The sequence below is a fragment of the Gordonibacter faecis genome, assembly GCF_030077735.1.
GTDB lineage: Bacteria > Actinomycetota > Coriobacteriia > Coriobacteriales > Eggerthellaceae > Gordonibacter > Gordonibacter faecis.
Map to the genome: position 1 here is coordinate 15,505 of NZ_JASJEU010000013.1, position 26,088 is coordinate 41,592.

A 26,088-nucleotide genomic window follows, 5' to 3' on the forward strand; every position below is an offset into this window, starting at 1 on the left:
GTCCGCGGTTAGCGGCCGTTCTTGTCGAGGCCGGCTCGTTTACGAGCTTCTTCGATGCCGCGGCCGCACTTCGCCATGTCGACACCAGCTGAGCCGGCGAAGATGGCCAGCACAAACGCGGTCAGCCACATGGCGCCGTTCAGTACCATGTTGCCCATCTCAATAGTGCCGTTGTACTCCAGCGTCGTTTTGGCCAGAATGATGAGCATCATCAGCGCCAGCGCGGCCAGAATCTTGATGAGGTCCTTGCGCCGACACGCCTGCAGGCGCTCGATCTCGGCACGTGCCTTGGCGGCACCACCCTTTTTGTTCCTGCCCATGCGTCTCCTTCCCCTGAACCTACCCTCTGAGAATAGGTCTTATACCTGTCGCGGTGGGCTAGCTTACGGCCGGTGCCTCTTCGGTTGCCGCAGCCGCACGTGGCGCAGCGGCCGCCGGAGCCTTTGCGCCGTCAAGCTCGTCGATGAGCCCCTGTGCCTTGGCGCGGTGCACCTCGCCAATGTTTGTGCGCCCGAACTTCGCATTGTAAATGAGGAACGTTGCCAAGCCCGTGAAGAAGAGTCCCGCCACGGCCAAAAGGAACGACCCGAGGTGCAGCAGCCCCTCGCCGAACTCGCCCATTGCGAACGACACACCCACGTTGTACATGTTATAACCGCCGACGGGAATCATCACGCTGAAACCCTGTCCCGCGAAGTTCGCCAGCGCGCCCGACACGCCCAGCGGTGCGAAGATGGCACCGCAGAACCAAGCCGTCAGCAGAATCCACACAGGCTTGCACTTCGGCGTGATGCTTTTCACTACCAGATACACCACCTGGAACAGCGCGCACAGAAGGCCACCCACCAAAAACGCCAGCGGGAATACGAGCGCGGTGGTGTTCTTCTCCACCACGAGCGCGGGCTCGATGTTCATCACGCCGCACACGTAGCCAAACAGAATGCTGATGGAAGCAGCTACCACGTTGAACCAGATCACCAGCCACAGGCCCTGCCACACGGCCTTGCCCGTTGTGGCGTTATTCTTCGTCCAGGGGCCCACCATCTTCATACCCACAGCCATGGCGAAGCCGGAGAACGGCAGCAGCGCGCCGAACGTACCCCATTTCTCCACCAGCTGATACACGCCGAAGCCGCCCAGAATGCAGCCGATCACGCCCATGCTGATGAGCGTTGATCCGCCGATGAAAAACTGCATAGGCGTGCCGGTGAGCACCTGGGTCCACACCGTAACGAGAGCCTGCGCAATGAGCGCAAACAGGCCGCCGATGAAGAAGCTGTAGATAACCGTCTTGTAGGCTTTCATCGATTCATCCCCTCTGATTGCTCGAAGTTTCGTGATTGACGTGCGCGAAAGCGCAAGATGAGGCCATTGTACCGGCCGCGGGAGGGCCCCTATCGACCCGCGCGTACTAGGCCTTGTTGATTTTTGTCCGCACGGGGGGATGAATCGTGCGTGCGGGGCGCGCGAGCGCGTGGGGAGTGGGAAGGAAGGGGGAGGGGAGGGGAGGGGGCGGGAGTGGCGCGAAGGCAGCGGTAGGAGCGTGGGGAAGAGGGTGTGGCGAGGGGGCAGGCGCGTGGTTGGAGTGTGGGGGAAGGCGGTGGGGAGGGCGATGCGGAAGAGGGCGCCCAGAAAGCAGGAGAGCCGGAAGCGATGCTCCCGGCTCCTGTGTTTCAGACCTCCTCAATTATAAGACCTCATCTACTACTTGGCAAGCACCTCTATCAAAAAAAGTGTCATCCTCAAGTACAGGAAGCACCTAAGGAGAAAGCACCTAATGCACCAGACCTGAAGCACCGAAAGACGCCCCCCTTTGTCATCCTGAGCGGAGGCGGCAAAGCCGCCGTAGCCGAAGGATCCCGTGCGGTGCCAACCGTAAGACTCCCTGCTGACGCCGCTCGGGATCCTTCGACTACGCGCCTTCGGCGCTCCGCTCAGGATGACAAGGGGGGGGGTACCTTGTGGTGTCCGCCGGGGTGACAAGGGGGCGCCACTTGCCGTTCAAATATGTTGATATTTCGTTACCGCCACCCCCTGGTGGGATGATTTGCCACAATAGGGGTTCACGAGTGGTGCGGGCGGGGGGTTCGCGCAAGTGAGCGCCTAGAGCATAAAGAGAGGCAACGTGGAGCAGGACGCGAGGACAACGGTGCGGCGGCTGAAGCGCAAGCTGAGGCATCTGCCCACGTGGGCGAAGGTATCTGCCCTGTGCGTCTGCTGCCTGGCTGCGTTCGCGGGCGCGGCGTGGGCTCTCACCGTAAACGCGGTCAATCCGGAGGTTCCCGAAGTTCCTCTTGAAAGCCTCGGCGGCCCAACCGATGCCGAGGCGGCACCGCTTTCCAGCGCCAACACCGCAAGCGCCGAGGGCGGCGAAATCGCGCCCGCAGAAACCTCTACGCTCCAAAAAGTGGAAGTGGCTCGCTCGGCATTCGATACCATTCCCAATACCACCAACATCAGCCTGTTCGACGCGACGGGTGCCAGGCGCGCCATCGACCCCGCCGAGGCGCACGACGCGGTGGCCGCGCTCGCAGCGTTTCGCGAGGCAGGCAACGACGTGGGCTTTGTGGTGTACGACTTCGCCACCGAGCGTGGGCTTGCCTACAACGCCGACGTCTCGTGCTTCTCGGCCAGCACTATCAAGGCGCCGTTCGTGACCTACGTCGCGCAAAACGTGGTGGACGCCGGGCGCGCTTCGCTCGACGACGTCGTGTACGAAGACGTCATCATGGATGGCACCGGCGTCATGGCCACCGACGACGAGGACACCTACGACGTGCGCGCAGTCATGTACAACACCATCGTCCATTCCGACAACACCGGCTACGCGCTGTTGCGCGACGAATACGGCGAGGGTTTTGAAGCGTGGGCCGGCGCGGCTGGTGTGGATGCCTCGCAGTGGGTGGGCGAGTGGTACCCGAACTACACGCCGCGCGACCTGGCGAAACTCTGGCTGGTGGTAGGCGAATACCTGCGCGGCGGCCAGGGCTGTTCCGGCCTGTGCGAAGACATGCTGTCGCAGACAAGCACGTCGTTTATTCGCAAAGCGCTCGGCGACAAGCACGCGGTGTTGGCGAAGGCGGGCTACGAAATTGACACGCCGTGGTACGACATGGGCTCGCTCAACGATGCCGGCATCGTGCGCACCGAAACGGGCGATTACCTGGTGGCCATCATGTCCAACGCCGATTACGACGACGAATTCTTCACCGACAACGAGCATCTGATTGTCGATTTGGTGAAAGGGCTCGACCAAGCGCGCGAGCGCCTGTTGGTTGGCTAGCGCTCCGTCCCCACGAAGGCCCGTGCCCGTATGACTGTGACACCAAGGCAAAACCCTCACTTCGCCGGTGAGGCAAGGCCGATTATCAGGCAATTCGTGGAGATTCCGCGGTCGTTTCGCCAGAGGTGCCGCTGGTTCTTTACCATGGTCGCCATGCAAAAAGCTCATCGACAGTGCAGGCCCTGCTCGTCCACGCGCCGCGCGCCCGCCCACGTTGTGGTGGCGACGGCGCTTGCGTGCGTGATGGCGCTGTCCGGATTCCCGGTTCTGGAGCCAGCGGAAAAGCCCGCCCAGGCTTTTGCCGATGAAACGGCGGATGCCGAACAGGCGCTCGACGACGCGCAGCTGGCGCTGGAATCCGCCGAAGCGCGCATGACCGCACTCACCGCCCAGTACGAAGCCATCAAGCGTGAATCTGACGAGCTGCAAGCGCGCATCAGCGAGATGGCGGCCCAAGCGCTCGAAGCGCAGCAGGCGCTTATTGAAGGCCGCGAAGCGCTGGGCAAAACGGCGGTGCAGGAATACCTCAATGGCGGCTCCGCGCAGTCGATGCTTACGCTGCTCCTGCAATCCACCGACTTCAACGACCTTGTACGCAACATGGGGTATCTTGATGCCATCATGCGTCGCCAGGCCGAAGATGTGTCCGAGCAAAAGGAACGCTCCGATAACTTCGACGCACTCATTCTGGAACTGGACGAGCAGAAGGACGCCCAGGACGAGAAGTTGCGCACCCTGGAACAGAAGAAAACCGAGGCCGAACGCGTGGTGGCAAGCGCCACGGAGGCTCTGTCCGATGCGCGGGATGATTACGCCGCGCGCCTGGAGGAACTGAAGCGCAAGGCCGACGAACTGGCGAATTCCGGCGAGTCGGGTGGGCCGGTTATTGTTGATGGCGCGGACACGGTGGATCGCCCCGATGTGGTGGGCCCTGATGCTGAGGTGCAGCCCAACCCCGATCCTGCACCACCGGCGCCGGCGCCTGAGCCTGACGTGCCTACGCCCACGCCGGGTGACACGGTGGGGTGGCTCTCGGGCGTGGCATCGGCGTACGGCGGAGCAACCGACCCCTACACGCCGAACCCAGGCACCACGGCAACCGGTGCGGTATGTGACGACTGGTCGATGGGTGTGGCAGTGCCCACGTCGTGGGATCGCTACTGGCAGTACTATGGTCGCACGGTGGAAATATCGTACGGCGGACAAACGGTATTTGCTGTGGTGAATGACTGTGGTGGCATGGAGAACGGAGCTCGTTCGCTCGACTTGCAGCCGGGCGTGTGGAAAGCTTTCGGCGCCACGTCGTGCCAGGACTGGGGCTTACGTACGGTGAGTTACCGTTTCCTGTAGGTGGTGCTCGCGCGGGCGTGCGGCGCGGGTGTACGAACGTGCGCTGGCCTGAGGTTCGCGCTCGGCGTCTTCCATTTGTTGCCCCTTTTACTTCCGCTTCCCCTTCTCGCTTCCCTTCAACCATCCGTTGGATCATCGTCTTCCACTGCGCTCGTGTTTCCCCTGATGCTAGCATTGATGGGATAGCTGCACAGGGGTGCGGCTTCTAGTGCATGAGAGCGCAGGAGGATCCATGAACAAAGCAAAGACGTGCAAGGCGATGCTCGGGGCGCTGGGTGCCTCGGTTCTACTGACGGCAGGGCTGGCCACGACGGCGTTCGCAGCCGAGGCGGTAACAACGATGGCCACCACGGCGCCGCTGAATCTGCGCGACGCGTCCAGCCTGAACGGCGCGGTGATTGATGTCATGCCGCAGGGGGCGTCGGTGCCGGTGTACGGTATGACCGACAGCGGTTGGTATCACGTGAAGTACCAGGACAAAGAGGGCTTCTGCTACTTCCAGTACCTGAACTTTGAGGGCACGCAAGAGGGTACCGTGCACGACGGCAAGACCACCACGATGTACGCCACCGCGCCGCTGAACGTGCGTGCGCAGCCGAACACGGAGAGCGCCATTTTGGGCTCGCTTGCCGTGGACGAGGGCGTGCCGGTGGTTGCCAAGCATGACGGTTGGTTTACGGTGAACTATCAGGGCCAGGATGCGTACTGCTACGGCGGGTATCTGGGCTTTGGCCAGGGCGGCTACACGCCGGATGCGGAAAGCACCGCCGGCAAGAACACCATGAACAGCCTGGTCACCACCGCGCCACTGAACGTGCGCACAGCCCCCGGCATGGACGCTCGCATCATCGGCTCGTTCGCCGCGGGTGAAACTGTGAACGTGCTAGCCATGGAAGGCGACTGGTACAAAGTAAAGTTCGGCGACACCACGGGCTATTCGCACATTGATTACTTGAAGTAAGAAAGAGCCAGCAAGTTGAGGGGCGCGCAAGCGCCCCTTTTTTTGTGGGGAAAAGTGTGACGCGCTTACGCGCTACTGATTACGCCACGAATCTCCCAACGCCCTATCTCCACGACGCGGGCTGACTGACTGGTAGGCGACGTCTGACTAGTGGGACAACCACTGTAGGGGACTTTTGTTACAGCCCCGTTCGCGCGTAAGCGCGAAAACGCAGGTCATTGTTGAATTCTGCGACGGAGAAGGCTCTTCGTGAATCACCTCCCGACAACCCACCTTTCATCAAAGGGCGACGGCTTTAGGGTCCCTTCACCCCCTGTCATAAGCACGGTTTCTGCCAGATGGGACCGGGTTGAATCTCGGTGGGTAGATGCCATCAGTAATGTCGCAGGGAATGTGCCTATCCCTGATATATACCTCTTCCGGAAAGCACCAAGTGTCGTCCGCGGAGCATCAAATCGACCTTTTCTCGCAGCAATCTGCCCCAAACTGTTCCAAAAACCGCACTTTGCATGCACGAGGGCGGGCGTGAAGCGCGAAAACGATACCGGTTGGGGTATGTCTCCCCGCCGCACAACCCGCAGGCGCGCTTTTCCATCACGGGCGCGCCTGTGTGGTTTCTGGGTGCGCTTACTCTACCTCGGGCAGAAGCAGGTTCAGGTCAACAGGGGTGGGGATGCCGGATATGGTGCCGGCGTTGGTGTATTGCCAGATGGCGAAGTCGAATTGGGCGCTGGGTTTTTGGGCGTCGTATTCGGCGAACCAGACAGGGCGGGTGCCGAGGGCTTCGCGGTTGTAGCGGGCCATGTCGCCTTTGTTGCCGTAGATCATGGTGTCGTAGCCGGCCGCCTCAAGCCGCTCACAGAACGCGAGCGCGCAGGCGGTCAGCGTATCGCGGCTGAGGTTATTCGCGCGCCCGGCCGCATCGGGCACGGGCTCGTGGTCGAACACCACGGGCAGCGCCACAAAGCGCCCGGCCAGGGCTTTCAGCACGAGGTCAGCCTCTTCGCGCGCCTCTTCCGCCGTGATGGCTTGCGAGAAGAAGTACACGCCCACGTCAAGCCCCGCCGCGGAAGCACCGTCGACGTTTTCCGCAAAGCGCTCGTCCACGAACAGGCCGCCTTCGGTGTAGCCGCGGTTGCCAGCGCGCACGAACGCGAAGTCGACGCCGTCGGCGGCAACGGCCTGCCAGTCTATCGCACCCTGGTGGCTCGACACGTCCACGCCCAGCTGAGAGCGCTTCTCGCCGTCCTGATACACCAGCCTGTCGTCGGTGCGCTCAAGCTTCGTCCAGTCATACGGGCTCACGTACGCCTCCGGCGCATCCGCCGCCGGGGCACCCCCGCACCCAGCCAAAGCGATGGCGGCGCAGCACGCGGCCGCAACAACAAGGGCACCAAGCGCCCAGCAGGTTCTCTTGAATGTTCGCATCATGCAAACATCCTAACAAACTGGCGGCGCATCTGACAAATCTAGGCCGCGGGCTGCAACGCTATGCGCACCGCTTCCGATTCGCTCAGATAATCGCAGGCCACCAGGCGTTTGAGCACCTGGTGTTGGCGTTGCTGGGCAAGCTCGGGGTGCTCGGTGGGCGAGTACGCGCTGGGGGCATTCGGTACGCCGGCTAAAAGCGTGCACTGGCTGGCGCTCAGCTCTGACGGGCTGATGTGGTAATACCCCCTGCTGGCCTGGCCAATTCCTTCGTAGCCGTCGCCAAAATAGATGGAGTTCACGTACATCTCCAAAATTTCACTTTTTGAGAAGCGCTGCTCTAGTGTTACGGCCATGAACACCTCAGCTATCTTGCGCTCGATGGTTTGCTCCTGAGTGAAGTATTCGTTTTTCGCCAGCTGCTGGGTGATGGTGCTGCCGCCTTCCACAATGGCACCGGCCCTCACGTCGTTTGCGAGCGCGCGCAATGTGGCCAGCGGGTCGAACCCGAAGTGCATATAAAAGCGGTGGTCCTCCACGGCGACGACGGCCTGTACATACAGGTCGGGGAGGGTTTCAATCGGCGTGAAATCCTGGCTGTTTTCTATGCGCTGCTGCATTTCGGAGAGCGGTAGGCCGTCGAGCGCCTCGCGGTACTGGTGGAAGCCGCGCGCCATGAAATAGGTGATCACCAGCGCTATCAGAACCAGCACAACCACCAAAACGCGCCCGATGAACGTCAAAACAGACGCTCCGGTGGATGCGTGGGCTTTGCTGCGCGCCATACGTGCCTCTTTTCTTCCGTGCGTTTCTGCTGTTCAGAGCCATTGTTTTTGGCATATTCTTACGATACCGCGCGCGTCTTAAGGCAACCTTACTTGCTGCTTGCTCGCGTCTTACATTCTCGCAAGGATTACCGTGCCGGATATACTACCCTTACGCTATACTTAGCTTAGCAAGCGGCACCAAGGTGTCGCGGCAAGTTCTCCGTGTTGCGTGAAGGGCGCAACCATGACGAGCGGTGAGGAGCGATGAGACTATGATGATTTCGACGAAGGGGCGCTACGCCTTGCGGCTCATGATCGATATCGCCAGCCGGGAGCAGGACGGATCTCCGGTCACCATGCGCCAAGCTGCCGAGCGCGAGAATTTGTCGGTAAAGTATTTGGAGCAGCTGGGCGGCGCATTGGTGAAGGCCGGCGTGCTGAAGAGCATTCGCGGCGTGTGCGGCGGCTATCTGCTGGCTCGCCCGGCTGAGGACATTTTGGCGGGCGACATTCTGCGTGCCACGGAGGGAAGTTGTGCGCCCGTGTCGTGCCTGGAAGATGGGGCGGATGCGTGTCCGCGCCGCGACGAATGCGTGGCCATCAACTTCTGGCGCGGTTTGGACAAAGCCATTGAGGACTACGTGGATGGCGTGACGTTGGCCGACCTGGTGGCCATGGCGTAGGGGCCGCGCGTATTCGCGCATTCGTGGCCGCGCGCTTTCGTTGTGTTAGAGATCGCGCGTTTGGTAGGCGCGTGCTGCCACGCGCTCCGATGCGAGGTAAAACGCGCAGGAGGCCGCCACAAAACATCCCGCTACGGCACATGCGCCGCCCGTTGACTGGGCGGCGCTGCTAATTATGCTGATGATTGGCAGAAGTGCAGTGTAATCGACCGTACTCAGCGAGAAGATACCAGCGAAGATTGCAAGCATGAAGGCGAAGGGAATGTAGGTGGCGGCTTTCCGATAGGTTCCCGCCAGCATGAATGGCAACACCAGTGCGTACATGATCAGGGTAAGCGTGAGCGTGGCGCCCACCATTGCCACTGCTACGGGCGTGTTGAAGTCGAAGGAGAAGTGCCCTAAGAGGGGAAGGCCCGGTATGAGGGGGCCGAGGGTGCACGCAAGGACGTAGGACAGCATCCCGGTTGCCATGCATCCGAGTGCGACGAGGGCGACACTTGCGTAGCGCCCCGCCACCACGTCCGCGCGAGAGAATGGCAACGCTTGGCGAAACGCGAACCAGGTGCGGTTTTGGTCGCGCATCAGCATTGGCATAAGTACCATGTGCGACATCGGGAAGCCCACAAGCAGGATGATGAGGGGTACGCCTCCTGCCACCAAGCAGACGCCAGTCGCGTAGAGCGCCCAGAGGACCACGTTCTTTATCAGCGATTTCTTCAAAATGAGGAAATCGAATTGCAGCATGGTTTTCACAGGGCGCTCCTTGCGCTTAGTGGTTTATAGCTCGCGCTTCGCGTAGAGCTTGATGGACAGCAGGGTTGACAGCAGGTAGATGATGACGGCTACGCCCACGATGGCTGCTGCGACAACGACGGTGCCGGTGGGCGTGCTTGCCCAGTAGATGAAGTCAACCACGAACGGCGGCAGTTGGAATTCCTGACCGCTTGCGAACACGAACAGGGCAATGAGCACCATGGCCAGCGGCAGGTAGCGCACGGCTTTCGTCATGCCGAAGCGCGACACCAGCGGCAACGTTACCGACAGCATGAACAGGATGATGGCGATGCCAAGCGCGGTGGCCAGTGCGATGCCTTGCCACGACAGTTCTTCGAAAAGCGTAGGTGGCACCATTCCGCCGAGCGCTGATTGGCCTCCCACAACAATGAGTCCCGTGAGCACGAGGCCGATGGCGGCACCAATCAGTACGAGCGCCGCGATGCTGGCATAGCGACCTGCGATAACGTCGGCGCGCGACAGGGGAAGCGCCAGGCGGAACTGCTGCCAGTCGCCGCGCTCGTCGTACGCGATGATGGTGAAAGCGAGCGAGAACGGGATGACTACGGTGAGCATGGGCACAATAAGGTAAAGGCTTTCGGTGGTAAATCCGATGATGCAACCCACGAGCAGGGCCACAATAAGCTGCTGGATCAGGTATTTCTTAGCGACCTGGAGGTCGGACATGAACATGGCTTTCACTGGACGTCTCCTTTCAGCATAAGGCCCATGTAAGAGTCGATGTCGGCTTTGTCGAGCGCGATGCGCGGGAAGTTCTCGGCGAAGGCGAAGCGGTCGGGCGCGAGCACGTCAATGCCGTAGGGGTGGCGGATGCTGCGCAGTTCGCCCGGCGCGAAGAAACCGCTGGTGGCGATGTGTTCAAATTCGGCGGCGCGGCAGTGCGCGACGCCCGCGAGGTCGGTGATGGCGTCCTTCTCGATGGCGAACACGATGCGGCCTTCGTCGATGCATATGATGTAGTCGGCGATTTTTTCGAGGTCGCTGGTGATGTGGCTCGACATGAGGATGCCGCGGCGGCCGTCGCGCATGTAGTCGCGCAGGTGGTCGAGCGCCTCGTCGCGCGCGAGCGGGTCGAGGCCCGCCGTGGCTTCGTCGAGGATGAGCAGGTCGGGGTCGTGCGCGAGTGCGGCTGCCAGCGACAGCTTCATGCTCATGCCGCGCGAGAGGTCCTTCACCAGCTTGTTCTTCGGCAGGCCGAACTGGGTCAGGCGCTGCTCGAAGTCGGTGGGGTTCCACGCGTCGTAGCTGTAGGACATGAGTTTGCCCACGGCTTCCACGGTCATTTCCTCGGGGAACGAGCACGTGTCGAACACCACGCCGACACGCTGTTTCACCTGCTTGACGGCTTTTGCGCTGGCGTGTTCGCCCACGTTTTGGCCGAAGAGTTCGATGGAGCCCGCGTCCGGGAAGACGAGGCCCAGCACGGACTTGATGGTGGTGGTTTTGCCGGCACCGTTGGAGCCGACGAAGCCGACGACGCTGCCAGCGGGTACCGTGAGGTCGACGTTGACCAGGTCGAAGCCGTCATAGTGCTTCGATAGGCTGCGGATGCAAAGGAGGTCGTTTGGGTTGTACGAGGCGTTCATCAGTCGTCACTTTCTGCGATGAGGTTCAACATGTCGTGGAGCTCGTTGGTGGTCACGTTCGCGGTGCGGGCTTCGTGTACGGCGCGGGCGAGCAGGTCTTCGATGGTGCGGAGGTGTTCTTCGCGCAGCAGCTCTTTGTTGCCGCCGGCCACGAAACTGCCTTTGCCCTGCACCGTTTCGACGAAGCCCTGCGCCTCCAGCTCGGCGTACGCGCGCTTCGTGGTGATAACACTGATGCGCAAGTCGCTGGCCAGGGCGCGGATGGAGGGCAACTGCTGCCCTTCGTCCAGTTCGCCTGCGAGGATGAGGCCCTTCATCTGCGAGACAATTTGCTCGTAGATGGGTTTGTCGCTCGCGTTCGAAATGATGATGTCCAACGTGCTCCCTTTCCGTTCTTCGTGAGCGCTCCGGCGTCCCGGCGCGCCCGGTGGTGCGTCGCGGCGTCCCGCTTCGCACCTCGGAGTCCGCGGGCACGTTCCCCGCATTCTCCGGCTCGGGTGGGCACCTTTGCGTGTGCTAGGTGTATATACCCAATATGCACACTATAATCAGTAGATACACAGCGGTCAAGCACCTTCTGAAGAATTTTTTGAGAACACACGTTCGAACTATTGAATGTAATACCGTATTACGCTATAGTAAAACGTGTGGAAAAGGAGGCTTGTATGGAAGCTGTTTTGCAGAAGGAGGTGCGCACCATGTCGTCAAGGACTTCTCGTGTCGATGCCATTGTCACAGCTCGCGTGCCAACCGAGATCAAAGAGCAAGGCAATGCAATTCTGAAAAGAATTGGCTCGTCTCCTACCGAATTGATCAATGCGGCGTATCGCTATGTGCTGGATTACGAAGAACTTCCGACGGTTGCTCCCCCGCTTGAAGAAATGGCGGATCGCCATCGAAATCTCTCGCCTGAGAAAAAAGCGCAGATCAAAGCTTTTATCGATCGTACGACATTGAAAGCTCCGTCATCGTGGAATGGCAAGTCGTTCGATGAATTGCGCGAAGAAGCCATGCGTGAGCGCTATCCGGAATATTTCGACTAACTAAGGAGGATGAGCATGCGTCTTTTGCTTGATACCAACATCATGCTCGACCTGTTCGCCTGTCGCGAAGAGTTTGTTAAGGAAGCGTATGCGCTCAAGGGCATGGCGCTTTTCAATGAGGCTGAACTGTGGGTTTCCGCGAAGTCTTTCACTGATGTGTTCTACCTGATGAGGGGAGAGGACGAGTTTACCAGTGAGACTATTCAGGACATATTTTTAGATAACCTGACGTATCTTAATGTGTGTAGTGTTGATAAAGAGGACATCGTCGAGTCGGCGAAATCAAAATGGCCTGACTTTGAGGATTGTCTGGTGGCACGCTGCGCCGATAAGGTGAAGGCAGACTATCTCCTGACGCGCGACAAAAAGGGGTTCAAGCTTGCGAATGTTGCCTGGTGTTCGCCGGCAGACTTCTTTGAGCGCTTGGAGAAGGAGCAAGGGATTGTTTACGACATCATGGATTGGTAAGCGATAGTCACACTTTTTCGGTGAGGGGTATGGTTGTCGGTGAGAGAAAGGGCTGCAATGGGTCTGCTGTTTGTGGAGTATCCGAAGTGTTCGACGTGCAAGAAGGCGAAGGCGTGGCTTGATGCGCAGGGGGTGAGTTATACAGATCGCCACATTGTGGAGGATAACCCAACGGCCGAAGAGCTGGCCGCATGGCATGCGAAGAGCGGGTTGCCGCTGCGGCGGTTCTTTAACACGAGTGGTATGCTCTACCGCGAGCGCAACGTGAAGGCGCTGCTGGATGCCGGCATGGCCGACAGCGAAGCGTACGCGCTGCTCGCGGAGAACGGCATGCTGGTGAAGCGTCCCATCGTGGTGGGCGAGGACTTTGTGCTGGTGGGCTTCAAGGAACCCGAGTGGGAACAGGCGCTTCTGTAGGTTTAGAGCGTGTCGGTGTCCAGCCAGAGGGTGAAGGGGCCGTCGTTTACCAGGCTCACGTCCATGTACGCGCCGAAGCGGCCCGTTTCCACGCGGGGTACATCGCGGCGGGCGCGTTCGATGAAGCATTCATAAAGACGGTTGGCCTCGTCGGGAGCACCGGCCTCGGTGAACGAGGGACGATTGCCCTTCTTGCAGTCGGCGAACAGGGTAAACTGCGACACGACAAGCACCTCACCGGCGACATCGGCTAGTGAGAGGTTTGTCTTACCATCGGCATCTTCGAAGATACGTAGCCGGGAAATTTTGCTCCAAAGGCGCTCGACCTCGGCTTCAGTGTCGTTGTGCCCCACACCCAACAAAATAACAAGCCCCCGTCCAATGGAGCCAACCGTTTCCCCCTCGATATCCACCTGCGCCCGCGCAACTCGCTGAATAACCGCTCGCATTAGTGTGTGCTCCCTTCGCCTTGTCGCATGTGCCGCAAGTATAGCATTCTCACCTGCGGAGTTGACCGTGTGCGCACTGCGGCGTATAACGAAGCGAAGCGAGAAAGGACTGGGGTATGACCTACGCCATTGTGTATGACAGCAGGACGGGCAATACTGAGGAACTTGCACGAGCCGTGGCTGACGCGCTGCCGGAGGAAGGGCGGCTCGCATACGGACGTGTCGGCGAGGTGGATCCTGCAGTGCTTGCGGAAGCGGAGCGGGTGTACGCTGGTTTTTGGACGAACCGTGGCGATTGCACTGACGAGATGGCTGAGGTGCTGGCCTCGCTCGATAACAAGGAAGTGTTCCTGTTCGGCACCGCGGGCTTCGGTGCGGACGCGACGTATTTTGCCGGTGTCGGTGCGCGCGTGCTGGTACATCTACCCAGTACGGCACATGTGATAGGGGTGTTCATGTGTCAAGGACGCATGCCTATGAGCGTACGCGAACGCTACGAGCAACAGGCCGAAGCGAACCCCGCACAGGCTGCGCGCATGGCCCAGCTCATTGAGAATTTCGACGAGGCTCTTACCCATCCGAACGATGACGACCTTGCGCGCTTGCGCGCCGAAGTGGAGGCCACCCTATGACAAAGCTCAGCGATCTTCCCAACATCGGCGCACATGCCGAACAGCAGCTCACCGAAGTGGGCATCACCACTGCCGAGGAACTTATCGCACTGGGCGCTGAGCAAGCCTGGCTCAAAGTGCAAACCATCGACCCCGGCGTGTGTCTGCACATGCTCTACGCGCTTGAGGGCGCCGTGCAAGGCATCCCCAAAAAAGAACTCGACCCCGCCCGCAAACAAGAACTCAAATCTTTCATGGCAGCGAACCAGCCTGCGTAACCATCTTGACCGTGCTCTCGATACCTTGTATATTACAGTCGTAATATAACGAGTGTAATATACAAGGAGGAGCTATGCCCGAGCAGAAGGTGTCGCGAGAGGCCGTGCTTGATGCGGCGCTTGCCATAGTGCGTGAACAGGGGGAAGCGGCGTTAAGCGCGCGTACGGTGGCTGAGCGCGCGGGCTGCTCCGTGCAGCCTATCTACAGCCAGTTCGGCGATATGCGCGAACTCGTGCGGCAGCTCTACAATCATGCACGCGCCTGGGTGGCTGCCTACAATCGCGAGCACGAGTGCGACGGCAAGAATCCCTTCGAGTCGAACGGCCTCTCGCATCTGCGTCTCGCGCGGACGGAGCGCAACCTGTTTCACTTCCTGTATCTGTCGCCACACATGGAGGCAACGGGTTTCGCGGAGGTGTACGAAAGCGTAGCCATTGACGGTGTGCAAGAATGCATCGAGGACCTGGGGCACCTTTCGCCCGAGGCGGCGCGTGAGCTGTACCTGAACATGATCGTCTACACACACGGCATGGCGGCCATGATAGCCTGCGGCTCGCACTTCACCGACGAAGAGTTGGCTGAGCGCATGGACGCGGCGTTTCGTGCCTTTGTCTGCGCGGTGCAATCATGAGCGCCCGGAAGGCGGGAACCACGCGGCAACGCGCGCGGCGGCTTGTGCTACTCGTGTCGTTCTTGCAATTCCCGGTAACTATTTTCTATTTCTCGCCGGTGCTCGCCATTTCAGGTGCGTTTGAGGGCGTTGTTGCTGGGTGTCTACTTGTGTTCACGCTGCAATTCCTGGTTTCGCTGGTAGCACGCCGCGCGTTCTGCGGATGGCTCTGTGCGGCTGGCGGCCTGCAGGAAATCGAGGCCGATGTTGCGGGCAAGCCGGCAAAACTTGGGTGGCGCACGCGCATTAAGTACGTGATCTGGGTACCCTGGGTGCTCACCATTATTGCAGGCGCATGGCTTGCCGGTGGTTTCTCTATCGTCGACCCCCTCTACCACACAACGGCTGGCATGTCGGTGGCGAACCTTATGGGATTGGGTATCTATCTGGGCATAGTAGCGCTGTTCTTCATCCCGAACCTGATTTTGGGGCGCCGGGCCATGTGTCACTGCATCTGCTGGATGGCTCCCTTTATGGTGCTGGGCGGCAAGCTTGGCCGCGTGCTCCGCATACCACAGCTGCACATCGCGGCCGAATCAGACCGTTGCATACACTGCGGCAAATGCGAACGCGCCTGCCCCATGAGCCTGCCGGTGGAGGAACTCTTGTGCGATGGCGCTATCGCCGATGCCGAGTGCATCCAATGTGCCGCCTGCGCCGACACCTGTCCCAAGGACGTACTGAAGCTGCGCCTCGGGCGCATGCGATAGCTCCCTCAGTCAGACAGAAGCTCAGCACTTTTTCGTACAAGTGTTTCACGTGAAACATTTCGCGCGAATTTTTGATTTTCTGCTTGACCCTCACGTTACGTGAGGGCGTATGCTGTCGTCACGACGTCGGGAAGGAAGCGGGTATGACGAAGGAACGAACCTACGCGGTGCATGAGTTGGCCGAGCTTTCGGGCTGTACGGTGCGGGCGCTGCATCACTACGATGAGCTGGGGCTTGTGCGGGCGCAGCGCGCGGCGAACGGGTATCGGCGCTACGGGCAAGCTGAGGTTGACCGCTTGCAGCAGGTGCTGCTGTATCGTGAGGCCGACCTGCCGCTTGCAGACATTGCGCGGTTGTTGGACGATCCTTCGTTTAATGCTCGCGACGCGCTGGCGGGCCACCTGCGCGAACTGCGCCGCCGTGCGCAGCGTTTGGAAAGTTTGATTGCGAGCGTGGAAAAAACGCTCGCCCATGTGGAAGGAGGCGCGGCTATGGAAGACCGCGAAAAGTTCGAGGCGTTCAAGAAAGGCCTCGTAGACGAGAACGAGAAGAAGTATGGTGCCGAGGTGCGCGAGCGCTGGGGTGATGCTGCGGCCGACGCAAGCAACGCAAAGGTGATGGGTATGAGCGAGGATCAGTACGCCCGCACGCAGGAGTTGGAAGAGCAGATGCGCGAGGCACTTCTGGCAGCCATGGCGAAGGGCAACCCTTCATGCGAGCACGCCTGGCGCGCCGCCGACCTGCACCGCCAGTGGCTCTGCAAGTTCTGGGCTGACGGCACGTACTCCAAGGAGGCGCATGCTGCGCTGGCCGAAGGCTACGTGGCCGACGAGCGCTTCAAGTCCTACTACGAAGCCATCGCCCCCGGCGCCACCGAATTCCTCCGCGACACCATCAAAGCCTACTGCGCATAAGCGCCGAACTGCTAGATTTAGAGCGGGTGTTTTGAGTAAAAACGCCCGCTCAATGGCATTAGGCGCAATAATTTTTTATTCCGCTTCACCGCTTGCAAGTGTGTAGGTGGTTTCGAGGACTTGGGCGAGTTCCTCTTCGGTAGGCAGATAGGTGAGATAGCGGGATGCGAATATCCCCTTGTCCTCGGCTAAAGCTGAGTAGTGTGCTACAGTTTCATCGCGATCAGCGCAAAGAATGATGCCGATGGTGGGGCTGTCATTAGGTTGGGTGCATTGATCATCGAATAATCGCACATAAAAATCCATTTGACCGACATCTTGTGGCGTAAGCTTTCCTGTCTTGAGGTCGATGAGAATGTAGCACTTGAGAATGCAGTGATAAAACACGAGGTCAATATAATAGTGGCTGTCGCTTGCTGTGGTAATGCGATATTGGCGAGCGACGAAAGCGAAACCCTTACCAAGTTCAAGCAGAAACTCTTGGAGTTTGTCCATCAGTGCTTGTTCAAGATCGGCCTCCAGAAAAGCGGAGCCGGATAAATCAAGAAAGTCAAGCACATAAGGGTCTTTAAGGATATCGTCTGCTTTCGTTACTGGTTCGACTTTTTGAATTTCTTTACGGACAACCTCGCGGTGGTCTTCATGCGTAGCGAGGAGTCGTTCGTAGTAAGATGAGTGTATTTGCCGGTCAAGTTGTCGAACGCTCCAATGATCTTCAACGGCAGCGTGTGCATAGAATTCGCGTCGCTCCCGATCTTCTATCCGGATAAGCAGACGGTAATGCGACCAACTCAATTGTGAACACAGTGTGTTCACAATTGGAAATGCGAGAAAAAACTGCCTCATTGCCTGGAGGTTTCGTATTGTAAATCCTTTTCCGAACTCTTTTGTTAGTCGTTCGGACAGGTACTCCATAAGATGCTTACCATATTCAGCGCGCTCTCCCTGCGCTTCGGTGATTTGTCGCCCGATCTCCCAGTATGCCGAAACCATCGCGTCATTCACTGCGACTGCGGCTTTTGCACGTGCCGATTCAAGGGTGGAACGAACGGACTGATAGATGGCCTCGTCGGAAGCCGGATCGTAAAGCTGTCCCATGACAGCCTCCTTTCCAGAAGCGGCTGTCCTCCGCTGCAGCGCGCGAAGTTAGGGACACAACCCAGCCTGACACTTAGGAACGTATCATGAAAGTGTCGAACCAGTAATAATGAAAGATATTATAGCAAACATAAGTTCGTTTTTCAAGCGCGGAGGAGGAGTAAAAGACATATCCTCCATTCACGCACTGTGCACTAAATTTCATGGCTAATCCAATTGTGCACACAGTGCGTTGACGGCAGAATTGCCTGGTGAGTCGGGTTGTTCATTCTGACTAGACCAATTGCGCACACAGTGTGTGCGCAATTGTGGGTTTATGCTTAGGTGTCTGGCCCGGGCGGCTCGGGTGGGTCTTCCTTGTATTCAATGACATCTTGCACACGGCAGTGAAGGATGCGACAGAGCGCATCTATTGAATGCGTTGATAGGGAATCGCCGGCTTTGATACGCCTGATGGTTGAACTGCTTATGCCACCCTTGACCTGGAGCGTATACGTTGTAGCTTCGCGAAGTTTCATGGTGCGCCACAGTGGCTCGTAGGAAATCATAGTTTCCCCTGTCCGAAATGTATAACCTATGCCTTTTAATCATAGATTGTAGCATGCGTTTAGCGCGCGTGAAGCGGTGCGGACGCTTCACGCGAAAAATGGCGTTCTTGCGCCTTGAGAATCGCATGCGCTCGGAGCGGAGTGGCGCTGGTATACTGGGTGATCCTGGAAGATGATGACGCAAGAGGTGCGCGATGATCGATGAGATTCAGGTTGAGAACCTCGCGTTGATCCGCGAGGCGGCGCTTCAGCCGGCGCGAGGACTCACGGTGCTTACGGGCGAAACCGGCGCGGGTAAAACGGCGCTGCTCTCGGCATTGAAGCTGCTCATGGGCGAGCGTGCCGACAAAAGTGCCGTCCGCGACGGCGAGGAAGCACTGGCGGTATCGGGCCGCTTCTTCGGTGTGGCGGTTCCTGCGGAAGAGGGCGCCGAAGGGGAGGCCGCGGCCGACGAGGCTGCAGACGAACTGGTGGTGACGCGCCGCGTGACGGCCGATGGGCGCTCGCGCGTGACGGCGAACGGACACATGGCTAGTGTGGGCGAACTCGCGCGCCTTGTCGCCCCCGCCATCGACCTCTGCGGTCAACACGAACATCAACAGCTCATGCGATCCACCGTGCACGTACGCATGCTTGACGCCTGGGCGGGCGAAGCGGTGGCAACCGCGCATACCACCTACGAGCAGGCGTTTGTTGCCGCCACGGCCGCAGCGGCTGAACTCGCGCGCGTCCGCGAGGCGGGGGAGGCTTCCTCGGCCAAACTCGACGAGGCACGCTTCACGCTTTCGCGCATCGACGCGGTTGACCCGCGCGAGGGCGAATATGACGAACTGGCCGCTGACCTGGCGCGCGTGGAGCACGCTGAGGCGCTGGCCGTTGCGGTAAACACCGCGCACGAGGCGCTGGCGGGCGAAGAAGGTGCAATCGACAACCTGAACGCGGCCGTGGCGGCGCTCGACGGCGCGGCGCGCTTCGACGGCGCGCTCGGCGAATTGGCGAACTCCCTGCGTGAGGCCGGTTATGTGCTGGAAGACGTGGCGCGCGAGGCGCGCGATTATCGCGACGGCGTGGAGTTCGACCCCGAAACCCTTGCTCAGCAGCAGGAGCGTATGGCGGCCCTGCAAGGTCTTCTGCGCGCGTATGGTCCGCGTATGGAAGACGTACTGGCAAAGCGTGCCGAAGCGGCCGACCTTGTGTCGTTGGTGGATGACGCGGCGGAGCGCGAACGCGTGGCTCAGCACGCCGTTGACCAGGCGGAAGCCGCGCTCGTTGACGCTGCTAGCGCTTTGGCGGACGCGCGCGCCGAAGCAGCTCCCCGGTTTGCTGCTGCCGTCACTGCGCAGATGGCGCGCCTGGAGATGGGCGGTGCCGAACTCGTCTGTGACCTGCAGCCGATTGAGCGCGCGCAGTGGACGCGCGCGGGCTCGCAGGCCGTTGAGTTCCTGTTCCGTCCCGGCGCGGGTATGCAGGCGCGTCCGCTCGCGCGCATTGCCTCGGGTGGTGAGGTGAGCCGCGTTATGCTGGCCATCAAGGTGGTGCTGGGCGAGGTGGACGATGTCGACACGCTGGTGTTTGACGAGGTGGACGCCGGCGTGGGCGGCTCCACCGCCGTGGCGCTGGCAGACGTGCTGGCAGACCTCGCGCACACGCACCAGGTGATAGTGGTTACGCACCTTGCTCAGGTGGCCGTTCGCGGCCAGGCCCACTACGTGGTGCGCAAGGCCGAAGGGGAGGGCGGTATGCCCGAAACACACCTGCGCCAACTCACGCGCGACGAACGCCCGGCCGAAATCGCCCGCATGCTGTCCGGCGACGCCACCGAAACCTCACTCGCCCACGCACAAGAACTACTCACCGCCGCAGAAGCGAAAAACTAATCTTTGGGAGGGGGCTGTGACAAAAGCCCCCACCTGTCAACGACCTGCGCCGCGCCATCGCCACCTGCGGGGAGGGGGCTGCGACAAAAACCCCAACCTACCAGGTTGACTGTAGGGCAAGGGCTCTGCCCTTGCCGACAACCACGTTTTACCTGGTAGGTTGATCAATGCTAAGCGGCAAGGGTAGAACCCTTGCCCTACGGAATACCCGGTAAAGAACTGTTGTTACATCCCCTCATCCCTTCATTATCCAAAAATAGAATAATTCCTTGTCATACTCTGTCATAGTTCTATATTGATAATCATAGTGACGTATGGCAGACTAGGACACAGAGGGAATCGGCCGATTTTCTGATATGAGGGGACATCTCGGAAACGCGACCGCGCCGTCATGGCGCGCTGCGGCCGAAGGGGAACGCCGTTCGCGAAACGCTCGCCTTCATCCGGAAAGCCCCACGGCATTCTGCAGCAAGAATGGAGGAGGAGACATGTCGGAAACGAAGAGCCCACACGCGGGGCTCACGCGCAGGAGCTTCCTGAAGACCACCGGCGCCGTTGCCGGCGTCGCGGCTGTCGCTGGAACGGGAGCAGCCTTAAGCGGGCTCGCACCCGCGCAGGCGCACGCCGAGGGCGCGGCAGCAACCGAGGGTGAACAGGTGTTTCGCAGCTCGTGCCGCGGTAACTGTGGCAGCAAATGCCCCACGCAGGTGGTTGTGCGCGAAGGCAAGGTGGTGCGCGTCGCCGCCAGCGAATTGCCCGGCGAAGACAACGTGCGTCGCCGCTTCTGCGTGAAGGGCTACACGCAGCCCCAGCGCATCTACGATCCCGACCGCCTGAAGTACCCGCTGAAGCGCGTCGGCGAGCGCGGCGCGGGTGAGTGGGAACGCATCGGTTGGGATGAAGCCATCGACACCATCGCGGCCAAAATTGGCGCGGCCATGCAGGAATACGGCGGGTCGTCCATCGGCGTGTGGTCCTCGTACGGCTCATACGGCGTGCTCAACGGCGCCATGGCTGGCTACATGTCCGTGGGCTATGGCCGCTTCATCACGGCGCTGGGCGCAACCATTCTGGGTGCCGGCGCTGACCAGGCGCAAATCTATGAGCAGTCCACGCTCTTAGGCGTGAGCGGCAACGATTCCACCGACATCGTCAACGCCAAAACCATCATGGCCTGGGGCGGCAATCCCGCCGAGGCGTACGTGCACGACTGGCAGTTCGTGTGCGAGGCGCGCGAAAAGGGCGCGAAACTCATCACCATAGACCCGCAGTTCACGGCCTCGGCCATGCACTCGGATCTGTACGTGCCCATTCGCCCTGGCACCGACGGCGCGCTCATGCTGGCCATGGCGAATTGGATCATCGACAACAATCTGGTGGACGAAGCGTTCATGAAGCAAAAGACCGTCTCGCCCTTCCTTATTAAAGAAGACGGCACCTATCTGCGCCTAAGCGACATGGGTACGCCCGCCACGCAGGGCCCCCTCAACCCGCAAACTGGCCAGCCCACGGTGATCGACCCCATCGTGGTGTGGGACGCCGCGTCGAACGCGCCGGCACCCGGCGCCACAGCGGCCGACCCCGCGCTTGAAGGATTCTATGAAGCGGCTGGTCACAAGGTACAAACCGTGTATCAGAAGGTGAAGGACAGCATCAAGGACTACACGGTGGCCAAAGCCGCCGACATCTGCGATCTGCCCGCCGAAACCATCGAGGAACTCGCGCGCATCTACGCCACCGAGGGTCCCGTGGCCGTGCTCACGTTCCAGGGCCTAGGCCATCACGTGAACTCGCACCACAACTTCAAAAACCTTGCGTTCATCGCGGCGCTCACCGGCAACGCAGGCAAGCCTGGCGCCATGATGACGCGCGGCACGTGCGGCATGTACCCGGTGAACATGAAGGCGTACTTCATGGGCCTGCCGGGCGACAACATCACGGGTATGTATCTTCCCCAAATTATGGAAACGGGGAAGTGGGGGCAGAAAGACCTGACCATCCGCGTGCTCTGGTGCTGCAACGGCAATGTGCTGTCGTGCGAATCCGGCCGCCAGGAACTCATCGAGGCCGTGAAAAAGGTGGACTTCGTCGTGTGCGCCGACACCAGCATGACCGACACGGCCCAGTGGGCCGACATCGTGCTGCCCGTGCCGCACGCCTACGAAACCGAGGACTTCGACCCCATCTGCTCCACGCCGTATCCCACGTTCTACCACAAGGCCATCGACCCGCTCTACGAGTCGAAGACCGACCTGGACATTCTGCGCGCGGTGGCGGGCAAGCTGGGCATGGAAAAGATTTTCGCCCAGTCCGACGAGGAACTTTTGCACCTGGTGTTAGACACCGAGGTGAATCTTGCAGCTGGCGGCGGCTACGACGCGTTCGCCGACAACAAACTCGGCCGCAACTTTGCCTTCACCGAGGCATCGAAGGTCGACACGTTTAAGGCCGCGGCCACGCAGCGTTTGCAGTACTACCTCGAAAAGCCGGTGCCGCGCAACAACTTTGGCCAAAAAGTGGCCGACTACGAGCGCATTCCGTACTACGAGAACGCGAACGAGGCCTACTGGGACAACCCGCTGCGCGAGAAGTACCCGCTCATGGGCTGCAGCCAGCACCACAAGTACCACGTGCACTCGCAGTGCGCGTACACGCCGTGGCTGCGCGAGCTGGAGCCGGAGCCACTGCTGAAGGTGAATACGGCCGACGCGGAGGCGCGCGGCATCAAGCAGGGCGATTTAGTGCGCGTGTACAACGATCACGGCTACGCAGTGCTGAAGGTGCTGGTCACCGAGGGTATCAAGCCGGGCGTTGTGTCCATTCCGCACGGGTTCCAGGCCGACCAGTTCGTCGAGGGCCACACGCAGGACCTCACGAACGTGGTCATGAACGATTTCTGTTCCAACAGCGCTTTCTACGATTTCCTCTGCGAAGTCGAGAAGTATGAAGGGGGTGAGCGCTGATGGCCCGCTATGGAATGGTCATCGACACGAAGCGCTGTATAGGCTGTAATGCCTGTTCAATGGCGTGCAAGATGGCGAACAACCTGCCCGATGGCAACTGGTGGACGCGCGTGCTCACCGAAGGCGGCGACGAAATTGACACGCCGGCGGGCATCTTCCCGAACGTGTCCATGCGCTACGTCACCGTGAGTTGCCAGCATTGCGAGAACCCCGCCTGCACGAAGGTGTGCCCGGTGGGCGCCACGTACAAGGACCCCGAGACAGGCGTGGTGCGTCAGGATTACGACAAGTGTATCGGCTGCCGCATGTGCATGGCGGCCTGCCCCTACACTGGCGTGCGCTCGTTCAACTGGGAAGAGCCCGCCTATTCGGTAGACTTCGCGATTGGCGATGCCGACGCGGCTCCGCACCAGAAGCACGTCGTGGAGAAGTGTACGTTCTGCTATCAGCGGCTCGCCCGCGGCGAGGTGCCGGCCTGCATGGACCTGTGTCCGGCGCGCGCCCGCCACTTCGGCGACTTGGACGACCCGGAATCTGAGGTGTCGAGGCTGGTCAAGGAGCGCTCGTACGAGCAGCTGCTGGCAAGCGAAGGCACGAAGCCGTCCGTGTACTACCTCGTGTAAGGGAGGAGCATCATGACTGAGACTCAACCGCGGCTCCGGCCGCTCCCGCTCCTGCCACCCCGAAGCGGTTCGGGGGCAAGGGGCTGAACATCGCCATCGGCGTGGCGGCGGTCGTCACCGTAATTGGTATTGCGCTTTGGGTATTCCAGCTGACCTCCGGCATGGTGAACACCAACATGCGCAACCTCGATTCCTGGGGCCTTTACATCACCATGTTTATGTTCCTGGTGGGCCTGTCCGCCGGCGGCCTCATTATTTCGAGCGTGCCGCGCGCGTTTGGGATGGAAGGTTTCGGCGGCATTTCGAAGGTAGCGGTGTGGACGAGTATTTGCTGCACCGTGCTGGCCATTGGGTTTGTGGTGGTTGACCTGGGACAACCGTTGCGCCTGTGGGAGCTGTTCGCGTATTCGAACCTGGGATCGCCGCTCATGTGGGACATTATTGTGCTGGCGGTGTACCTTATTCTGTCCATCGTGTATCTGTGGGCCACCCTGCGCGCCGAGGCGGGCAAGGTATCGAACACGGCGCTGCGCGTGGTGAGCGTGTTCGCGCTGGTGTGCGCCGTGCTCGTGCACAGCGTGACGGCTTGGATTTTCGGGCTGCAGCAGGGACGCGAGATGTGGCACACGGCGCTGTTGGGCCCGTGGTTCGTGTCGAGCGCGCTCGTGTGTGGCACAGCGCTCGTGCTGATGGTGGTCATTGCGCTGCGCCGCGCGGGCTATCTGGAACTCGATCAGAAAAACGTCGTGAAGATGGTGAAGATGCTGGGCGCGTTTGTGTGCGTTGACCTGTACTTCTTTGGCTGCGACCTGCTGACCGAAGCGTTCCCGGCTGGCTCCGGTGCCGACCTCGTGGCCATGCTGACCACGGGTGCGCTGGCGCCGTTCTTCTGGATTGAGATTATCGGCTGCGCGTTTGCCGCGGTGGTGGCGTTCATGCCGGCGCTGCGCCGCAATGGGCTTATTGTGGTTGCAGCGGTGCTGGCCATTGTGGGAATCTTCTGCAAGCGCGTGCAGCTGTTGGTGGGCGGTTTTCAGATTCCGAATTTGGATATGCCCGCCGTTGCGTCCGGCCCGGGCCTTACGGATGCGGGCGCGGCGCTGCAGGGTGCCGGTGGGGCGATGGTGTATTTCCCCGCGCCGCTGGAGTTTGGCGTTATGCTGGGCGTGGTGGGACTTGGCGCGCTGCTGCTGCTTCTGGGGCTGAAATTTCTGCCGCTGAGGCCGGTGTCGGCGTCGCACTAAACATGAGCGGGAAAGGGCCTGAAGTGTCGCAAAAGGAAGTCGCGCTGCGGCCAACGCTGGCTGCATGGTTGGCCGAATACGACGCCATCGAGCGCGAGTACCTGAGCGCCTTGGAGGCGACGGGTATCACCTTTGCGCCACGCAACGAAGGTGCCGACCGTGTGCGCGCCCTGCGCAAACGGCTGCGCGAACGCGGCGTGCGCTTCATGAATGGCGGCGCCAGCGTGTCGATAGGTTTCCTTTCCAGCGCGTGTGCCGCGTGTGTGGGCGATTGTGGCAGTCGCACGTTCTACATCAACTTGCGGTGCACGCGCGACTGCTACTTTTGCTTCAACCCCAACCAGGCCGATTTCGAAGAGCACTGCCGCCACGATACCCCGTGGCGGCAGGACCTTGAAGCGTTTGTGCGTGAGACGGCTGTCACGCACGTGGGCCTGACGGGTGGAGAGCCCCTGCTCGCGCCCGACGAAGCGCTCGCGTTCTTCCGGCGGGCTCACGAACTGGCCCCCGACGCGCACTTGCGTCTGTACACGTCGGGCATCGGCCTGGACGAGGCATTTTGCGCTGTCGCTGCAGGCGCGGGGCTGCGCGAAGTGCGTTTCAGCGTGAAACTGGACGAGGGTGAAGCCGCTGTTAAACAAGCGCTTGCTGCCATTGACCTGGCGCGACGTTACGTACCCGACGTCATGGTGGAGATGCCCGTGGTGCCCGGCACGCTCGAGCGCATGAAGCGCCTGCTTGTCCAACTGGACGAGCGCGGCGTGCGTGGCATCAACCTGCTGGAGTTCTGCTACCCCTTCCGCAACTGGGACGAGTTCGCCCGCCGCGGCCTTACCATTGCAAACCCGCCTTTCGACGTGCTGTACAACTACGGCTACGCGGGCGGTCTGCCCGTGGCCGGCAGCGAGGAAGCGTGCCTCACGCTGGTGGAATACGCCCTTGACGAGGGACTTCATCTGGGTGTGCACTACTGCTCGCTGAACAACAAGAACCGCGATCAAATCCTCCAAGCAAACCGCGCCGTGACTCTGGACCCCACTCTTTACGAATTGGGCGAGGACTGTTTTTACCACACCGCGAAAGTCTTCGACGGCGACGTGGAACGCGCCATCTCCGCCCTCCGCGCACAAAACCGCCCCTTCACCTTGGAAGAAGACAACACCTGCCTCACCTTCCACCCCCAAGCCACCCCTATCGTCAGCGCCACCGGCGCCCTGGTAGCCCACTCCTGGAACGTAGTGGAACACCAAAAATCCACCCTCGTAGTCCGCGAACTAAAACTAGCACTCGGGGAAAACGACGAAAGATAGAATCCTCGGGT

At 60.4% G+C, this 26,088-nt stretch carries 28 protein-coding genes; 17 read left to right on the forward strand and 11 right to left on the reverse strand.

The annotated features are described in order from the left end of the window. Window positions 1–8 precede the first annotated feature (8 nt). Both QNJ86_RS06595 and QNJ86_RS06600 read right to left on the reverse strand, forming a co-directional pair. Window positions 9–320 carry a hypothetical protein gene (locus QNJ86_RS06595; protein ID WP_283831814.1) on the reverse strand — a complete coding sequence of 104 codons (312 nt, stop codon included), beginning with the start codon at window positions 318–320 and terminating at the stop codon, window positions 9–11. A 58-nt stretch (window positions 321–378) separates the two neighbouring features. After that, window positions 379–1,305, reverse strand: a complete 927-nt coding sequence (locus tag QNJ86_RS06600) for a SpoVA/SpoVAEb family sporulation membrane protein (protein WP_283831815.1) — start codon at window positions 1,303–1,305, stop codon at window positions 379–381. An 820-nt stretch (window positions 1,306–2,125) separates the two neighbouring features. Between QNJ86_RS06600 and QNJ86_RS06605 the strand changes: the two genes are divergently transcribed. The 3 genes from QNJ86_RS06605 to QNJ86_RS06615 all read left to right on the forward strand — a co-directional run bounded on the left by QNJ86_RS06605 (window position 2,126) and on the right by QNJ86_RS06615 (window position 5,594). Continuing rightward, window positions 2,126–3,283 (forward strand): serine hydrolase, encoded by a 1,158-nt coding sequence (locus QNJ86_RS06605; protein WP_283831816.1) that lies wholly within the window; start codon window positions 2,126–2,128, stop codon window positions 3,281–3,283. 153 nt (window positions 3,284–3,436) lie between these two features. Next, window positions 3,437–4,633 carry a coiled-coil domain-containing protein gene (locus QNJ86_RS06610; protein WP_283831817.1) on the forward strand — a complete coding sequence of 399 codons (1,197 nt, stop codon included), beginning with the start codon at window positions 3,437–3,439 and terminating at the stop codon, window positions 4,631–4,633. Window positions 4,634–4,865: 232 nt separating this feature from the next. Continuing rightward, the gene (locus QNJ86_RS06615; protein ID WP_283831818.1) at window positions 4,866–5,594 is read left to right on the forward strand and encodes an SH3 domain-containing protein; all 729 of its coding nucleotides are present in this window, start codon (window positions 4,866–4,868) and stop codon (window positions 5,592–5,594) included. Between the two features lie 627 nt (window positions 5,595–6,221). On the opposite strand, the gene QNJ86_RS06620 is transcribed toward QNJ86_RS06615, so the two are convergent. Together QNJ86_RS06620 and QNJ86_RS06625 are read right to left on the reverse strand one after the other, a co-directional pair. After that, window positions 6,222–7,025 carry a glycoside hydrolase family 25 protein gene (locus tag QNJ86_RS06620; protein ID WP_283831819.1) on the reverse strand — a complete coding sequence of 268 codons (804 nt, stop codon included), beginning with the start codon at window positions 7,023–7,025 and terminating at the stop codon, window positions 6,222–6,224. A 38-nt stretch (window positions 7,026–7,063) separates the two neighbouring features. After that, window positions 7,064–7,807, reverse strand: coding sequence for a transglycosylase domain-containing protein (locus QNJ86_RS06625; protein ID WP_283831820.1), 744 nt, complete (start codon window positions 7,805–7,807; stop codon window positions 7,064–7,066). 254 nt (window positions 7,808–8,061) lie between these two features. On the opposite strand from QNJ86_RS06625, the gene QNJ86_RS06630 reads away from it, so the two are divergent. Next, window positions 8,062–8,472 (forward strand): RrF2 family transcriptional regulator, encoded by a 411-nt coding sequence (locus tag QNJ86_RS06630; protein ID WP_283831821.1) that lies wholly within the window; start codon window positions 8,062–8,064, stop codon window positions 8,470–8,472. A 45-nt stretch (window positions 8,473–8,517) separates the two neighbouring features. On the opposite strand, the gene QNJ86_RS06635 is transcribed toward QNJ86_RS06630, so the two are convergent. From QNJ86_RS06635 to QNJ86_RS06650, 4 genes are read right to left on the reverse strand one after another with little or no spacing between them, the layout of a single operon-like run. After that, a complete protein-coding gene (locus QNJ86_RS06635; protein WP_283832041.1) occupies window positions 8,518–9,216 on the reverse strand; it encodes an ABC-2 transporter permease in 699 nt (232 codons plus the stop codon). Window positions 9,217–9,249: 33 nt separating this feature from the next. Continuing rightward, a complete protein-coding gene (locus QNJ86_RS06640) occupies window positions 9,250–9,939 on the reverse strand; it encodes an ABC-2 transporter permease (protein WP_283832042.1) in 690 nt (229 codons plus the stop codon). A 5-nt stretch (window positions 9,940–9,944) separates the two neighbouring features. Beyond that, a complete protein-coding gene (locus QNJ86_RS06645) occupies window positions 9,945–10,853 on the reverse strand; it encodes an ABC transporter ATP-binding protein (RefSeq protein WP_283831822.1) in 909 nt (302 codons plus the stop codon). Further along, window positions 10,853–11,230: a GntR family transcriptional regulator gene (locus QNJ86_RS06650; RefSeq protein WP_283831823.1), complete on the reverse strand. Its 378-nt coding sequence runs from the start codon at window positions 11,228–11,230 to the stop codon at window positions 10,853–10,855. Before QNJ86_RS06650 ends, QNJ86_RS06645 begins: the two co-directional genes overlap by 1 nt. A 288-nt stretch (window positions 11,231–11,518) precedes the next feature. Between QNJ86_RS06650 and QNJ86_RS06655 the strand changes: the two genes are divergently transcribed. The 3 genes from QNJ86_RS06655 to QNJ86_RS06665 are packed head-to-tail and all read left to right on the forward strand — an operon-like array spanning window position 11,519 to window position 12,781. Continuing rightward, the gene (locus QNJ86_RS06655) at window positions 11,519–11,896 is read left to right on the forward strand and encodes a hypothetical protein (protein ID WP_283831824.1); all 378 of its coding nucleotides are present in this window, start codon (window positions 11,519–11,521) and stop codon (window positions 11,894–11,896) included. A 15-nt stretch (window positions 11,897–11,911) separates the two neighbouring features. Then, entirely contained in the window at window positions 11,912–12,364 is a 453-nt protein-coding gene (locus tag QNJ86_RS06660; protein ID WP_283831825.1) for a PIN domain-containing protein, read from the forward strand. Between the two features lie 57 nt (window positions 12,365–12,421). Further along, window positions 12,422–12,781 (forward strand): arsenate reductase family protein, encoded by a 360-nt coding sequence (locus QNJ86_RS06665; protein ID WP_283831826.1) that lies wholly within the window; start codon window positions 12,422–12,424, stop codon window positions 12,779–12,781. Between the two features lie 2 nt (window positions 12,782–12,783). Here QNJ86_RS06665 and dtd read toward each other — a convergent pair whose 3' ends face one another. Then, window positions 12,784–13,230 carry a D-aminoacyl-tRNA deacylase gene (dtd, locus tag QNJ86_RS06670; RefSeq protein ID WP_283831827.1) on the reverse strand — a complete coding sequence of 149 codons (447 nt, stop codon included), beginning with the start codon at window positions 13,228–13,230 and terminating at the stop codon, window positions 12,784–12,786. Between the two features lie 116 nt (window positions 13,231–13,346). On the opposite strand from dtd, the gene bilS reads away from it, so the two are divergent. The 5 genes from bilS (at window position 13,347) to QNJ86_RS06695 (ending at window position 16,414) form a co-directional block, all read left to right on the forward strand. Continuing rightward, complete coding sequence (bilS, locus tag QNJ86_RS06675) at window positions 13,347–13,862, forward strand: flavodoxin family protein BilS (RefSeq protein WP_283831828.1); 516 nt, start codon at window positions 13,347–13,349, stop codon at window positions 13,860–13,862. Then, window positions 13,859–14,119 (forward strand): TfoX/Sxy family protein, encoded by a 261-nt coding sequence (locus QNJ86_RS06680; protein WP_283831829.1) that lies wholly within the window; start codon window positions 13,859–13,861, stop codon window positions 14,117–14,119. The genes bilS and QNJ86_RS06680 overlap by 4 nt, the downstream gene beginning before the upstream one ends. A 74-nt stretch (window positions 14,120–14,193) precedes the next feature. Continuing rightward, window positions 14,194–14,751: a TetR/AcrR family transcriptional regulator gene (locus QNJ86_RS06685; RefSeq protein WP_283831830.1), complete on the forward strand. Its 558-nt coding sequence runs from the start codon at window positions 14,194–14,196 to the stop codon at window positions 14,749–14,751. Then, window positions 14,748–15,500 (forward strand): 4Fe-4S binding protein, encoded by a 753-nt coding sequence (locus tag QNJ86_RS06690; protein ID WP_283831831.1) that lies wholly within the window; start codon window positions 14,748–14,750, stop codon window positions 15,498–15,500. The genes QNJ86_RS06685 and QNJ86_RS06690 overlap by 4 nt, the downstream gene beginning before the upstream one ends. Window positions 15,501–15,643: 143 nt before the next feature. Next, complete coding sequence (locus QNJ86_RS06695; protein WP_283831832.1) at window positions 15,644–16,414, forward strand: MerR family transcriptional regulator; 771 nt, start codon at window positions 15,644–15,646, stop codon at window positions 16,412–16,414. Between the two features lie 75 nt (window positions 16,415–16,489). On the opposite strand, the gene QNJ86_RS06700 is transcribed toward QNJ86_RS06695, so the two are convergent. Next, entirely contained in the window at window positions 16,490–17,512 is a 1,023-nt protein-coding gene (locus tag QNJ86_RS06700; RefSeq protein ID WP_283831833.1) for a PDDEXK nuclease domain-containing protein, read from the reverse strand. Window positions 17,513–17,832: 320 nt separating this feature from the next. Continuing rightward, window positions 17,833–18,060, reverse strand: coding sequence for a helix-turn-helix domain-containing protein (locus QNJ86_RS13845; RefSeq protein ID WP_347278118.1), 228 nt, complete (start codon window positions 18,058–18,060; stop codon window positions 17,833–17,835). Window positions 18,061–18,254: 194 nt separating this feature from the next. On the opposite strand from QNJ86_RS13845, the gene recN reads away from it, so the two are divergent. The 5 genes from recN to QNJ86_RS06725 all read left to right on the forward strand — a co-directional run bounded on the left by recN (window position 18,255) and on the right by QNJ86_RS06725 (window position 26,077). After that, window positions 18,255–19,937, forward strand: coding sequence for a DNA repair protein RecN (recN, locus tag QNJ86_RS06705; RefSeq protein WP_283831834.1), 1,683 nt, complete (start codon window positions 18,255–18,257; stop codon window positions 19,935–19,937). A 488-nt stretch (window positions 19,938–20,425) separates the two neighbouring features. Next, window positions 20,426–22,900, forward strand: coding sequence for a molybdopterin-containing oxidoreductase family protein (locus QNJ86_RS06710; protein WP_283831835.1), 2,475 nt, complete (start codon window positions 20,426–20,428; stop codon window positions 22,898–22,900). Beyond that, complete coding sequence (locus tag QNJ86_RS06715) at window positions 22,900–23,523, forward strand: 4Fe-4S dicluster domain-containing protein (RefSeq protein WP_283831836.1); 624 nt, start codon at window positions 22,900–22,902, stop codon at window positions 23,521–23,523. The genes QNJ86_RS06710 and QNJ86_RS06715 overlap by 1 nt, the downstream gene beginning before the upstream one ends. A 101-nt stretch (window positions 23,524–23,624) precedes the next feature. Continuing rightward, window positions 23,625–24,767 (forward strand): NrfD/PsrC family molybdoenzyme membrane anchor subunit, encoded by a 1,143-nt coding sequence (nrfD, locus tag QNJ86_RS06720; RefSeq protein WP_283831837.1) that lies wholly within the window; start codon window positions 23,625–23,627, stop codon window positions 24,765–24,767. 23 nt (window positions 24,768–24,790) lie between these two features. Next, window positions 24,791–26,077, forward strand: coding sequence for a radical SAM protein (locus tag QNJ86_RS06725; protein WP_283831838.1), 1,287 nt, complete (start codon window positions 24,791–24,793; stop codon window positions 26,075–26,077). Window positions 26,078–26,088 lie beyond the last annotated feature (11 nt).

Coding starts and splice junctions, on each gene's coding strand:
- QNJ86_RS06610 (WP_283831817.1), top strand. CDS start 3,437: ATGCAAAAAGCTCATCGACAGTGCAGGCCCTGCTCGTCCACGCGCCGC.
- QNJ86_RS06695 (WP_283831832.1), top strand. CDS start 15,644: ATGACGAAGGAACGAACCTACGCGGTGCATGAGTTGGCCGAGCTTTCG.
- QNJ86_RS06635 (WP_283832041.1), bottom strand. CDS start 9,216: ATGCTGCAATTCGATTTCCTCATTTTGAAGAAATCGCTGATAAAGAAC.
- QNJ86_RS06715 (WP_283831836.1), top strand. CDS start 22,900: ATGGCCCGCTATGGAATGGTCATCGACACGAAGCGCTGTATAGGCTGT.
- QNJ86_RS06640 (WP_283832042.1), bottom strand. CDS start 9,939: ATGTTCATGTCCGACCTCCAGGTCGCTAAGAAATACCTGATCCAGCAG.
- recN (WP_283831834.1), top strand. CDS start 18,255: ATGATCGATGAGATTCAGGTTGAGAACCTCGCGTTGATCCGCGAGGCG.
- QNJ86_RS06600 (WP_283831815.1), bottom strand. CDS start 1,305: ATGAAAGCCTACAAGACGGTTATCTACAGCTTCTTCATCGGCGGCCTG.
- QNJ86_RS06700 (WP_283831833.1), bottom strand. CDS start 17,512: ATGGGACAGCTTTACGATCCGGCTTCCGACGAGGCCATCTATCAGTCC.
- QNJ86_RS06680 (WP_283831829.1), top strand. CDS start 13,859: ATGACAAAGCTCAGCGATCTTCCCAACATCGGCGCACATGCCGAACAG.
- QNJ86_RS06660 (WP_283831825.1), top strand. CDS start 11,912: ATGCGTCTTTTGCTTGATACCAACATCATGCTCGACCTGTTCGCCTGT.
- QNJ86_RS06655 (WP_283831824.1), top strand. CDS start 11,519: ATGGAAGCTGTTTTGCAGAAGGAGGTGCGCACCATGTCGTCAAGGACT.
- QNJ86_RS06665 (WP_283831826.1), top strand. CDS start 12,422: ATGGGTCTGCTGTTTGTGGAGTATCCGAAGTGTTCGACGTGCAAGAAG.
- QNJ86_RS06710 (WP_283831835.1), top strand. CDS start 20,426: ATGTCGGAAACGAAGAGCCCACACGCGGGGCTCACGCGCAGGAGCTTC.
- QNJ86_RS06620 (WP_283831819.1), bottom strand. CDS start 7,025: ATGATGCGAACATTCAAGAGAACCTGCTGGGCGCTTGGTGCCCTTGTT.
- QNJ86_RS13845 (WP_347278118.1), bottom strand. CDS start 18,060: ATGATTTCCTACGAGCCACTGTGGCGCACCATGAAACTTCGCGAAGCT.
- QNJ86_RS06595 (WP_283831814.1), bottom strand. CDS start 320: ATGGGCAGGAACAAAAAGGGTGGTGCCGCCAAGGCACGTGCCGAGATC.
- bilS (WP_283831828.1), top strand. CDS start 13,347: ATGACCTACGCCATTGTGTATGACAGCAGGACGGGCAATACTGAGGAA.
- QNJ86_RS06630 (WP_283831821.1), top strand. CDS start 8,062: ATGATGATTTCGACGAAGGGGCGCTACGCCTTGCGGCTCATGATCGAT.
- QNJ86_RS06685 (WP_283831830.1), top strand. CDS start 14,194: ATGCCCGAGCAGAAGGTGTCGCGAGAGGCCGTGCTTGATGCGGCGCTT.
- QNJ86_RS06690 (WP_283831831.1), top strand. CDS start 14,748: ATGAGCGCCCGGAAGGCGGGAACCACGCGGCAACGCGCGCGGCGGCTT.
- QNJ86_RS06615 (WP_283831818.1), top strand. CDS start 4,866: ATGAACAAAGCAAAGACGTGCAAGGCGATGCTCGGGGCGCTGGGTGCC.
- QNJ86_RS06625 (WP_283831820.1), bottom strand. CDS start 7,807: ATGGCGCGCAGCAAAGCCCACGCATCCACCGGAGCGTCTGTTTTGACG.
- QNJ86_RS06645 (WP_283831822.1), bottom strand. CDS start 10,853: ATGAACGCCTCGTACAACCCAAACGACCTCCTTTGCATCCGCAGCCTA.
- dtd (WP_283831827.1), bottom strand. CDS start 13,230: ATGCGAGCGGTTATTCAGCGAGTTGCGCGGGCGCAGGTGGATATCGAG.